10 protein-coding genes are annotated in these 10,980 nt (G+C 60.8%); 9 read left to right on the plus strand and 1 reads right to left on the minus strand.

Translation table 11 applies throughout. The features are described from left to right. The first annotated feature begins 90 nt into the window (after positions 1 to 90). The 7 genes from TU80_RS14055 to ispD all read left to right on the plus strand — a co-directional run bounded on the left by TU80_RS14055 (position 91) and on the right by ispD (position 7,871). Positions 91 to 1,038, plus strand: a complete 948-nt coding sequence (locus TU80_RS14055) for an acetyl-CoA carboxylase carboxyltransferase subunit alpha (RefSeq protein ID WP_017844753.1) — start codon at positions 91 to 93, stop codon at positions 1,036 to 1,038. 161 nt (positions 1,039 to 1,199) lie between these two features. Continuing rightward, positions 1,200 to 2,519, plus strand: a complete 1,320-nt coding sequence (gene tilS / locus TU80_RS14060; RefSeq protein WP_057004720.1) for a tRNA lysidine(34) synthetase TilS — start codon at positions 1,200 to 1,202, stop codon at positions 2,517 to 2,519. A gap of 273 nt (positions 2,520 to 2,792) precedes the next feature. Continuing rightward, a complete protein-coding gene (pyrG, locus tag TU80_RS14065; RefSeq protein WP_026139768.1) occupies positions 2,793 to 4,424 on the plus strand; it encodes a CTP synthase in 1,632 nt (543 codons plus the stop codon). Positions 4,425 to 4,429: 5 nt separating this feature from the next. Next, a complete protein-coding gene (gene kdsA, locus TU80_RS14070) occupies positions 4,430 to 5,275 on the plus strand; it encodes a 3-deoxy-8-phosphooctulonate synthase (RefSeq protein ID WP_010563535.1) in 846 nt (281 codons plus the stop codon). Positions 5,276 to 5,427: 152 nt separating this feature from the next. Further along, positions 5,428 to 6,717 (plus strand): phosphopyruvate hydratase, encoded by a 1,290-nt coding sequence (gene eno, locus TU80_RS14075; protein WP_017844757.1) that lies wholly within the window; start codon positions 5,428 to 5,430, stop codon positions 6,715 to 6,717. A gap of 171 nt (positions 6,718 to 6,888) precedes the next feature. Continuing rightward, positions 6,889 to 7,167 carry a cell division protein FtsB gene (ftsB, locus tag TU80_RS14080; protein ID WP_003172294.1) on the plus strand — a complete coding sequence of 93 codons (279 nt, stop codon included), beginning with the start codon at positions 6,889 to 6,891 and terminating at the stop codon, positions 7,165 to 7,167. Further along, a complete protein-coding gene (gene ispD, locus TU80_RS14085) occupies positions 7,164 to 7,871 on the plus strand; it encodes a 2-C-methyl-D-erythritol 4-phosphate cytidylyltransferase (RefSeq protein ID WP_017844759.1) in 708 nt (235 codons plus the stop codon). Before ftsB ends, ispD begins: the two co-directional genes overlap by 4 nt. 111 nt (positions 7,872 to 7,982) lie before the next feature. On the opposite strand, the gene TU80_RS14090 is transcribed toward ispD, so the two are convergent. Next, the gene (locus tag TU80_RS14090) at positions 7,983 to 8,885 is read right to left on the minus strand and encodes a LysR substrate-binding domain-containing protein (protein WP_046384458.1); all 903 of its coding nucleotides are present in this window, start codon (positions 8,883 to 8,885) and stop codon (positions 7,983 to 7,985) included. Between the two features lie 109 nt (positions 8,886 to 8,994). Between TU80_RS14090 and TU80_RS14095 the strand changes: the two genes are divergently transcribed. Both TU80_RS14095 and fghA read left to right on the plus strand, forming a co-directional pair. Beyond that, positions 8,995 to 10,107: an S-(hydroxymethyl)glutathione dehydrogenase/class III alcohol dehydrogenase gene (locus TU80_RS14095; RefSeq protein ID WP_057004721.1), complete on the plus strand. Its 1,113-nt coding sequence runs from the start codon at positions 8,995 to 8,997 to the stop codon at positions 10,105 to 10,107. Between the two features lie 8 nt (positions 10,108 to 10,115). After that, complete coding sequence (fghA, locus tag TU80_RS14100; RefSeq protein WP_017844762.1) at positions 10,116 to 10,961, plus strand: S-formylglutathione hydrolase; 846 nt, start codon at positions 10,116 to 10,118, stop codon at positions 10,959 to 10,961. Positions 10,962 to 10,980: the final 19 nt, after the last annotated feature.

Consider the following 10,980-nt stretch of genomic DNA (forward strand, 5'->3'; position numbering starts at 1 on the left):
GACCTAGACGCGCCTCTCCCTTAAGGTAGGGCGCGAATAGACAACCGGCTGGCCAGGCACTCCTTGGCCGTCGACCCAAGACGGACGCTTATGAACCCGAATTTTCTTGATTTCGAACAGCCGATCGCTGACCTGCAAGCCAAGATCGAAGAACTGCGCCTGGTCGGCAATGACAACTCGCTGAATATCGGCGATGAAATCGCTCGCCTGCAAGACAAGAGCAGCTCGCTCACCGAAGACATCTTCGGCAAGTTGACCAGTTGGCAGATTGCGCGCCTGGCCCGCCATCCGCGCCGTCCGTACACCCTGGACTACATTCAGCACATCTTCACCGAGTTCGACGAGCTGCACGGCGACCGCCACTTCTCCGACGACGCCGCCATCGTGGGCGGTATCGCTCGCCTGGACGACCAGCCGGTGATGGTGATCGGTCACCAGAAAGGCCGTGAAGTGCGCGAGAAAGTCCGCCGTAACTTCGGCATGCCGCGTCCGGAAGGCTACCGCAAGGCTTGCCGCCTGATGGAAATGGCCGAGCGCTTCAAGATGCCGATCCTGACGTTCATCGACACCCCGGGCGCGTACCCGGGTATCGACGCCGAAGAGCGCAACCAGAGCGAAGCGATCGCCTGGAACCTGCGCGTCATGTCCCGCCTGAAAACCCCGATCATTGCCACCGTGATTGGTGAAGGTGGTTCCGGCGGTGCGTTGGCCATTGGTGTCTGCGACCAACTGAACATGCTGCAATATTCGACCTACGCGGTGATCTCGCCGGAAGGTTGCGCCTCGATCCTGTGGAAAACCGCCGAGAAAGCGCCGGACGCTGCCGAAGCGATGGGCATCACCGCCGATCGCCTCAAGGGCCTGGGGATCGTGGATAAAGTCATCGCCGAACCATTGGGCGGCGCCCACCGCGACCCGGCCGCCGCTGCCGCGACCATCCGTGCCGAACTGGGTTCGCAACTGGCGATGCTCAAGAAGCTGGATACCGAAGCACTGTTGGCCCGGCGTTACGAGCGCCTGATGAGCTACGGTCTCTAAACCGCAGCAGTAAAAAATGTGGGAGGGGGCTTGCTCCCGATTGCTGAGTGTCAGTCAATGCATCTGGTGACTGACCTGCCGCTATCGGGAGCAAGCCCCCTCCCACATTTGCTTTGTGTATGCTTGGCCAACGTATTCCAGGTTTGCGGCGGTAACATCTGATGAAACCATTACTCTCCGCCAAACTCCTGCAAACCCTGGCCCCCTGGCGCAACGCTCCGGCCTGGCATATCGCTTTTTCCGGCGGGCTTGATTCCACCGTCCTGCTGCACCTCCTGGCAAATCTCGCCAAAACTGAGAAGCTTCCTACGCTCGACGCTGTTCATGTCCACCATGGCCTGCAAGCTGCGGCCGATGCCTGGCCCGCTCATTGTCAGTCGGTCTGTGACGCCCTTGGCGTGCCGTTGCGGGTGATGCGCGTGCAGGTGCGGGCTGGCGCAAGCCTGGAGCGCGCAGCTCGTGATGCGCGCTATCAGGCATTCAGTGAGGTGGTCGGGGTAGGGGAAGTGTTGCTCATCGGCCAGCACCGCGACGATCAGGCCGAAACCTTGCTGTTTCGTCTGTTGCGCGGCGCGGGGGTGCAAGGGTTGGCGGCCATGCCGATGCAGCGTGCGCTGGCGGGCGGTCATCTGCTGCGGCCGTTGCTGCGCAGTTCACGCGCGCAACTGCAGGCCTACGCCGAGGAGCACCAGTTGACGTGGATCGAAGACCCTTCCAACGCCGATCCCCGCTTTTCGCGCAATTACCTGCGCCATCGTGTATTCCCGCGCCTGACCGAGCGCTGGCCCCAGGCCGTGGCCAACCTGGCCCGTGCCGCTGAACATTTGAGCGAAGCCCAAGGCCTGTTGGACGAGTTGGCGCACATCGACCTGCAAGCCGCCGAGCAGCCTTCGCCTTTTCCGTGGCTGCCCTTGCCGTCCTTGGCCCTGGCGCCGTTGTGTGAGCTTTCCGACGCGCGTCAACGCAACGCCCTGCGCCATTGGCTGAGCCCGCTGACGCGTTTACCCGACAGCGACCACTGGGCCGGCTGGCATTCCCTGCGCGACGCCAAGCTCGATGCACAACCCCTGTGGCGCTTGGCCAACGGCGATCTGCACCGTTGCGGCGAGCGCATCTGGTGGCTGCCCTCCAGTTGGTCGGAGTTTTCCGACGCATCGGTGAGCTGGGCGCAGCCGCAAAACCCGCTAGAGTTACCGGGTAATGGCCAACTCCGGTTGATCGGTCGGGTTCCCGAGGGCGTGTTGCAGGTTCGCTATCGCCAGGGCGGCGAAATCATCGACATTCCGGGGCGCGGTCGGCGCGATTTGAAGCGTCTGCTCAACGAAAGTGGGCTGCCGGGTTTTGTCCGTGGCAGATTGCCGCTGCTGTATCGGGGCGAGCAATTGCTGGCTGTGCCCAGCCTTGCAGGGCTTTGGAAGACGTCGAATGACGGCTGGCAATTACATTGGATGCCACAGACCTGCGATCAAGGTTTGAGCTGATAGCGCCTTTCCGGTAGACTACGCTCCCTTCTTGATACAACTTCTGTGGATTCGCCTGAATCGCAGCAGTTGCCGATTACCAAGCAGTCTTTGCTGGGCGATTCCAAAAAATGTGTAGCGATCAACGTACCGGTGTTTCATTGCTGGTCTGTCACCACGCGGCGGTTTTTTTGAAAGGTGCACTGTGATTAATGCAGGTGATCGGGGGCTTCGGCCTTCCTTCGCTTTCCCCGGCGGCTCGGACCGCTTTAACGCAGACTTCTAGGGTTTTTCATGACGCGCTACATATTCGTCACGGGCGGTGTTGTTTCTTCATTGGGGAAAGGCATTGCCTCCGCTTCATTGGCGGCCATCCTGGAGGCGCGGGGACTTAAGGTCACCATGCTCAAGCTGGACCCGTACATCAACGTTGACCCGGGCACCATGAGCCCGTTCCAGCACGGTGAAGTGTTCGTCACCCACGACGGCGCCGAGACCGACCTGGACCTGGGCCACTACGAGCGGTTCATCCGCACGACCATGACCCAGAACAACAACTTCACCACCGGCCGTGTCTACGAACACGTGCTGCGCAAGGAGCGTCGTGGTGACTACCTGGGTGCAACCATCCAGGTGATCCCGCACATCACCGACGAAATCAAGCGCCGCATCATCAAGGGCGCGGGCGATGCCGACGTGGCGATGGTCGAGATCGGTGGCACCGTGGGTGACATCGAATCCCAACCGTTCCTCGAAGCCATCCGCCAGTTGCGTTTCGAAGTCGGCGCCAAGCGCGCGATGCTGATGCACCTGACACTGGTGCCCTACATCGCCACCGCCGGCGAAACCAAAACCAAGCCAACCCAGCACTCGGTCAAGGAACTGCGTTCCATCGGCCTGCAGCCGGACGTGCTGGTGTGCCGTTCCGATCACCCGATCGATATTTCCTCGCGTCGCAAGATCGCGCAGTTCACCAACGTTGAAGAGCGTGCGGTGATTGCCCTGGAAGACGCCGACACCATCTACAAGATCCCGGGCATCCTGCATTCCCAGGGCCTGGACGATTTTGTGGTCGAGCGTTTCGGCCTGCAATGCGGCGGCGCGGATCTGTCCGAGTGGGAAGCCGTGGTCGACGCCAAGCTCAACCCTGAGCACGAAGTCACCATCGCCATGGTCGGCAAGTACATGGAGCTTTTGGACGCGTACAAGTCGCTGATCGAAGCGATGAGCCACGCCGGCATCAGCAACCGTACCAAGGTCAACCTGCGCTATATCGATTCCGAAGACATCGAGAACCAAGGCACCGCGCTGCTCGAAGGCGTCGACGCGATCCTCGTTCCGGGCGGTTTCGGCCTGCGTGGCGTGGAAGGCAAGATCACCGCCGTGCAGTACGCTCGTGAGCACAAGGTGCCGTACCTGGGGATCTGCCTGGGCATGCAAGTGGCCGTTATCGAGTTCGCTCGTAACGTGCTGGGCTGGAAAGACGCCAACTCCACCGAGTTCGATCATTCCAGCGGCCACCCGGTCGTAGGCCTGATCACCGAGTGGGAAGACGCCACCGGCGCCGTTGAAACCCGTACCGAATCGTCCGACCTGGGCGGCACCATGCGCCTCGGCGCGCAAGACTGCCTGCTGGAGCCGGGTTCGCTGGTCCACGACTGCTATGGCAAGGACGTGATCGTCGAGCGTCACCGTCACCGCTACGAAGTGAACAACAACCTGCTGCCGCAGATCAAAGCAGCCGGCCTGAAAGTCTCCGGTCGCTCCGGTGACGGCAAGCTGGTCGAAGTGGTCGAGGCGCCGGATCATCCATGGTTCGTGGCCTGCCAGTTCCACCCTGAGTTCACCTCGACGCCGCGCGACGGTCACCCGTTGTTCAGCGGTTTCGTTAAAGCAGCACTGACGCAACATCAGAAGAAGGCGTGAAGCTGATGGCCCAGAAGATCATTCGCGTAGGCGACATCGAGATTGCCAACGACAAGCCCATGGTGCTGTTCGGCGGCATGAACGTGCTGGAAAGCCGCGACATGGCGATGCAGGTCTGTGAAGAGTACGTCAAGGTTACCCAGAAACTGGGTATCCCTTATGTGTTCAAGGCCAGCTTCGACAAGGCCAACCGTTCGTCCGTGACCTCCTATCGCGGCCCGGGCCTTGAAGAAGGCATGCGGATCTTCCAGGACATCAAGCAAGCCTTCGGCGTGCCGATCATCACCGACGTCCACGAGCCTGAACAGGCTGCCGTGGTCGCCGAGGTGTGCGACATCATCCAGTTGCCGGCCTTCCTGTCGCGCCAGACCGACCTCGTGGTCGCCATGGCCAAGACCGGTGCGGTGATCAATATCAAGAAAGCCCAGTTCCTCGCGCCCCAGGAAATGAAGCACATCCTGAACAAGTGCGTGGAAGCGGGTAACGACCAGTTGATCCTCTGCGAGCGCGGTTCGAGCTTCGGCTACAACAACCTCGTGGTGGACATGCTCGGTTTCGGCATCATGAAACAGTTCGAATACCCGGTGTTCTTCGACGTGACCCACGCGCTGCAAATGCCGGGTGGCCGCGCCGATTCCGCTGGCGGGCGTCGTGCCCAGGTATTGGACCTGGCCAAGGCCGGCATCAGCCAGTCCCTGGCCGGCCTGTTCCTGGAAGCCCACCCGGACCCGGACAACGCCAAATGCGACGGTCCTTGCGCCCTGCGCCTGGACAAACTGGAGCCATTCCTGGCCCAGCTCAAGCAGTTGGACGAACTGGTCAAGAGTTTTCCGACGGTAGAGACCGCGTAAGCGCCAGTTCTCCGTGTAGGAGCCGAGCTTGCTCGCGATGAGGCCCGAGAGGGCACTATTACTGGCAAGTTCGTTCCAAATATTGCAATGTGCGCGACAAGTTAAATCGAGCGGTATAGAGCATTTTCGTCAACTTTGGAGTGTTTACAACAATGGCAAAAATCGTCGACATCAAAGGTCGTGAAGTTCTCGACTCCCGTGGCAACCCCACCGTCGAAGCCGACGTGCTTCTCGATAACGGCATCATCGGCAGCGCTTGCGCGCCGTCCGGTGCTTCCACAGGTTCCCGCGAAGCGCTGGAACTGCGTGATGGCGACAAGAGCCGTTACCTGGGCAAGGGTGTCCTCAAGGCGGTAGCCAACATCAACGGTCCGATTCGCGACCTGTTGCTGGGCAAAGACCCGCTGGACCAGAAAGCCCTGGACCACGCGATGATCAAACTCGACGGCACTGAAAACAAAGGCAGCCTGGGTGCCAACGCCATCCTCGCCGTGTCCCTGGCCGCCGCCAAGGCCGCCGCGCAGGACCAGGACCTGCCGCTGTACGCCCACATCGCCAACCTCAACGGCACTCCGGGTGTGTACTCGATGCCGGTGCCGATGATGAACATCATCAACGGCGGCGAGCACGCCGATAACAACGTCGACATCCAGGAATTCATGGTGCAGCCGGTTGGCGCCAAGACCTTCTCCGAAGGCCTGCGCATGGGCACCGAGATTTTCCATCACCTCAAGGCTGTGCTGAAGGCCCGTGGCCTGAGCACCGCCGTGGGTGACGAAGGTGGTTTCGCGCCGAACCTGGCGTCCAACGAAGATGCACTGAAAGTCATCTCCGAAGCCGTGGCCAACGCCGGCTACACCCTGGGCACCGACGTGACCCTGGCCCTGGACTGCGCCGCCAGCGAATTCTACGAAGACGGTAAGTACAACCTGTCCGGCGAAGGCCAGGTGTTCAACTCCGAAGGGTTTGCCGAGTACCTCAAGGGCCTGACCCAGCGCTACCCGATCATCTCGATCGAAGACGGCCTGGACGAGTCCGACTGGGACGGCTGGAAAATCCTCACCGACAAGATCGGCGAAAAAATCCAGCTGGTGGGCGACGACCTGTTCGTGACCAACACCAAGATCCTGAAAGAAGGCATCGACAAGAAGATCGCCAACTCGATCCTGATCAAGTTCAACCAGATCGGCACCCTGACCGAAACCCTGGAAGCCATCCAGATGGCCAAGGCCGCGGGCTACACTGCCGTGATCTCGCACCGCTCCGGCGAAACCGAAGACTCGACCATTGCCGACCTGGCCGTGGGCACGTCGGCGGGCCAGATCAAGACCGGCTCGCTGTGCCGTTCCGATCGCGTGTCCAAGTACAACCAATTGCTGCGTATCGAAGAGCAACTGGCGGGTAAAGCCAAGTACAACGGTCGCAGCGAGTTTCGCGGCTGATCAGTAAATGGTAAAAAGTCGGCAGATTGTGTCGGAAAAATCACGAGAGTGTGCAATTCGACGCTAATCTGATGACGATCAAGCACAAGCCTGGGTCTTCCAGGCTTCGTGCTATCCGTTGCTGCAAAAGTTTTGTATGGCGGTCTTTTTTCACTGGATACCCGATATTCGATGCGCAGTCCCAATTGGTTGTTCCTCGTCTTGCTCTTGTTGCTGGCTGGCCTGCAGTACCGCCTATGGGTGGGTAATGGCAGCTTTGCGCAGGTAAAAGACCTGACCCAGCAAATTGCCGACCAGCACGCCGAAAACGAACGCCTGCTGGAGCGCAATCGCGTTCTCGATGCCGAGGTGCTTGAGCTGAAAAAAGGCACGGAGACCGTCGAAGAGCGGGCTCGCCATGAGTTGGGCATGGTCAAGGAGGGCGAAACCCTCTACCAGTTGGCCCAATGAATCACCGTTTGCCGGCCTTCTGGGCCGTGATTCCTGCCGCGGGCATCGGTGCCCGTATGGCTGCGGACCGTCCCAAGCAGTACTTGCAACTGGGCGGGCGCACTATTCTCGAACACAGCCTTGGCTGTTTTCTCGACCACCCCTCGCTCAAGGGCCTGGTGGTCAGTCTTGCTGTTGATGACCCTTACTGGCCTCACCTCGCGTGTGCCGCTGACCCGCGTATCCAGCGGGCGGACGGTGGCTCGGAGCGTTCGGGCTCGGTACTCAATGCGTTGCTGCAGCTCAATGCCCTGGGTGCCAGCGATGATGATTGGGTCTTGGTGCATGATGCGGCGCGGCCTAACCTGAGTCGTGACGATCTCGACAAACTGCTCGCCGAACTCGCGGACGATCCGGTGGGTGGCCTGCTGGCTGTGCCGGCCCGCGATACCCTCAAGCGTGTAGACAAGCATGGTCGCGTCATCGAGACCGTTGACCGCAGCTTGATCTGGCAGGCCTACACGCCGCAGATGTTCCGCCTGGGTGCGCTGCACCGTGCACTGGCTGATAGCCTTGTGGCCGATGCGGTCATTACCGACGAAGCGTCGGCCATGGAATGGTCTGGCCAGGCGCCGCGCCTGATCGAAGGGCGCTCGGACAATATCAAGGTGACCCGGCCCGAGGACCTGGAATGGCTGCGACTACGCTGGGCCAATCGGCTGTAGGAGCGAGCTTGCTCGCGAAAAACTTGAGAGCGCCGCTTCAATCCAGATTGTCCGCGTTATCGTTGACGTTTTTCGCGAGCAAGCTCGCTCCTACATAAACGATAAACGCCATCAATGCTCAGTACCGTACTCCGGCCGTTCGGCCAACCCTGCCTTTAAATAATCCACCAGCTTCCTGACCTTCGGCGACAAATGCCGCTGCTGCGGATACAACGCCCACACCGCCGTATTCGGCGGCTGATGCGCTTCCAGTAACGACACCAGCGCGCCACTGTGCAAATGCTCGAGCACGTAATAGTCCGGCAACTGACACAAGCCCACCCCTTGCAACGCCGCGTCCAACACCGCCTGCCCACTGTTGCAGCGCCAGTTGCCCTGCACCCTTTGGGAAAATTCGCGCCCGTCCTGGGCCAGTTGCCAGATGTCCGAGCTGCCGATCAGGCAGTTGTGCCGAGTCAATTCCGACAAGCTGTGTGGCCGCCCATACCGCGCCAGGTAGGACGGCGACGCGCACAAGTACATGCGGCGCGGCGCCAGGCGGCTGGCGACCATGCGCGAGTCTTGCAGGCGTCCCAGGCGAATCGCCAGGTCGAGGCCTTCGTGTACCAAGTCCAACTGACGATTGCTCAGTTCGATGTCCACCCGCAGTTGCGGGTAAAGCCCCATGAACCGCGTCACCAGCGGCACGATGAATCGTTCGCCATACGCCACGGCGCAGGTCATGCGCAGCATGCCCTTGGGCTCGCTGGCGAGGTCGCCGACGGCGCGCAGGGCCTCTTCGCGGCCATCCTGCAGGCGCTGGCAGTGTTGCAGAAAGGTCTGGCCGGCTTCGGTCAGGGTCACCTTGCGCGTACTGCGATACAGCAAGCGCGTTTGCAGCCGTTCTTCCAGGCGAGCCACTTGCCGGCTGATGTGCGACGAAGACACCCCAAGGCGTTCCGCCGCCGCGGTGAATTGACTGCATTCAGCGACGGCGACGAACTCATCGATGCCTTCCCAGCGGTTTTCCAGCATGGCGATTATCCCTGTACAGCAATAAAGTTTTGCTTTTGCCTGGATTATTAATCAGCGAGGCATGTTTTACACTCGCCGTCTTAGTTTTTAACTCCCAGGAGAAACCCGGATGATCAAGTCCCGCGCCGCCGTAGCCTTCGAAGCCAAGAAGCCCCTCGAGATCGTAGAAGTGGATGTCGCCATGCCCAAGGCCGGCGAAGTGCTGTTGCGCGTGGTTGCGTCCGGCGTGTGCCATACCGACGCCTACACGTTGTCGGGCGCCGACCCGGAAGGCATCTTCCCGTCGATTCTCGGCCATGAAGGCGGTGCGGTGGTTGAGGCGATCGGCGAGGGCGTGACCTCGGTTGCGGTCGGCGACCATGTGATCCCGCTCTACACCCCGGAGTGCGGCAAGTGCAAATTCTGCCTGTCGGGCAAGACCAACCTGTGCCAGGCGATTCGTGCCACCCAGGGCAAAGGCCTGATGCCCGATGGCACCACGCGTTTCTCCTACAAGGGTCAGCCGATTTTCCACTACATGGGCACCTCGACCTTTTCCGAGTACACCGTGCTGCCGGAAATTTCCGTGGCGAAGATTCCTAAAGACGCGCCGCTGGAAAAAGTCTGCCTGCTCGGCTGTGGCGTCACCACCGGTATCGGTGCGGTGATCAACACCGCCAAGGTCAAGCCCGGCGATACCGTCGCCATCTTCGGCTTGGGCGGTATCGGCCTGTCGGCGGTAATCGGCGCGGTAAAAGCCAAGGCCGGTCGCATCATCGCCATCGACATCAACCCGGCCAAGTTCGAAATCGCCAAGCAACTGGGCGCCACCGACTGCATCAACCCGAAAGACTACGATCGCCCGATCCAGGACGTGATTGTCGATTTGACTGACGGCGGCGTGGACTTTTCCTTCGAGTGCATCGGCAACGTGCAACTGATGCGCGCCGCCCTCGAGTGCTGCCACAAAGGCTGGGGCGAATCGGTGATCATCGGCGTTGCCGGTGCCGGCCAGGAAATTTCCACCCGTCCATTCCAGCTGGTGACCGGCCGCGTCTGGCGCGGTTCGGCCTTTGGCGGCGTGCGTGGTCGCAGCGAGCTGCCCAGCTACGTGGAAATGGCCCAGAACGGCGAGATCCCGTTGGACACCTTCATCACCCACACCATGGGCCTGGAAGACATCAACAAAGCGTTTGATCTGATGCATGAAGGCAAGAGCATTCGTACCGTCATTCACTTCTGAGGTCGGCCATGAGTCTGGAAAACCTGTCGTGCCAGAAGAGCTTCGGCGGCTGGCATAAACGCTACAAGCATCATTCCGAGGTGCTCGGTTGCGACATGACCTTCGCCGTCTACCTGCCGCCGCAAGCGGAGCAGGGCGGCAAGCTGCCGGTGGTGTACTGGCTGTCCGGGTTGACCTGCACCGATGAAAACTTCATGCAGAAAGCCGGCGCCCAGCGCATGGCGGCCGAACTGGGGCTGATCATTGTTGCGCCGGACACCAGCCCGCGTGGTCCTGGGGTGCCGGGCGATCCGGACAACGCCTGGGATTTCGGCCTGGGGGCCGGGTTCTATCTGAATGCCACCCAGGAACCCTGGGCCAAGCACTATCGGATGCATGACTACGTGGTGCAGGAATTGCCGGCGTTGGTTGAGGCGCATTTCCCGGCTTCGCAGAAGCGCGGTATCAGCGGCCACTCCATGGGCGGCCACGGTGCGCTGGTATGTGCATTGCGCAACCCCGGGCGTTACCTGTCGGTGTCGGCGTTTTCGCCGATCAACAACCCGATGGATTGCCCATGGGGCCAGAAAGCCTTCTCCCGTTACCTGGGCGAAGAGCGCTCGAAGTGGCGCGAGTGGGACGCTTGCGTGCTGATCAGCGAAGCCGCGGAAAAGCTGCCGTTGCTGGTGGACCAGGGCGACCGCGACGACTTCCTCGCGGTGCAGCTCAAGCCCGAAGCCCTGCAGCAAGCGGCGAAAGCGGCCAACCATCCGCTCGAACTGCGCCTGCAACCGGGCTACGACCACAGCTACTTCTTTATCGCCAGCTTCATCGAAGATCATTTGCGACATCATGGCCGTGCTTTGCTCGGTTAATATGCGACAAAAGTAGGTA

Source organism: Pseudomonas veronii (genome assembly GCF_001439695.1).
Taxonomy (GTDB): Bacteria; Pseudomonadota; Gammaproteobacteria; order Pseudomonadales; family Pseudomonadaceae; genus Aquipseudomonas; species Aquipseudomonas veronii.

Bases quoted from the DNA above. Each gene is read 5' to 3' on its own strand.
- tilS (WP_057004720.1), top strand. From the start codon at position 1,200: ATGAAACCATTACTCTCCGCCAAACTCCTGCAAACCCTGGCCCCCTGG.
- TU80_RS14055 (WP_017844753.1), top strand. From the start codon at position 91: ATGAACCCGAATTTTCTTGATTTCGAACAGCCGATCGCTGACCTGCAA.
- TU80_RS14095 (WP_057004721.1), top strand. From the start codon at position 8,995: ATGATCAAGTCCCGCGCCGCCGTAGCCTTCGAAGCCAAGAAGCCCCTC.
- kdsA (WP_010563535.1), top strand. From the start codon at position 4,430: ATGGCCCAGAAGATCATTCGCGTAGGCGACATCGAGATTGCCAACGAC.
- eno (WP_017844757.1), top strand. From the start codon at position 5,428: ATGGCAAAAATCGTCGACATCAAAGGTCGTGAAGTTCTCGACTCCCGT.
- TU80_RS14090 (WP_046384458.1), bottom strand. From the start codon at position 8,885: ATGCTGGAAAACCGCTGGGAAGGCATCGATGAGTTCGTCGCCGTCGCT.
- pyrG (WP_026139768.1), top strand. From the start codon at position 2,793: ATGACGCGCTACATATTCGTCACGGGCGGTGTTGTTTCTTCATTGGGG.
- fghA (WP_017844762.1), top strand. From the start codon at position 10,116: ATGAGTCTGGAAAACCTGTCGTGCCAGAAGAGCTTCGGCGGCTGGCAT.
- ispD (WP_017844759.1), top strand. From the start codon at position 7,164: ATGAATCACCGTTTGCCGGCCTTCTGGGCCGTGATTCCTGCCGCGGGC.
- ftsB (WP_003172294.1), top strand. From the start codon at position 6,889: ATGCGCAGTCCCAATTGGTTGTTCCTCGTCTTGCTCTTGTTGCTGGCT.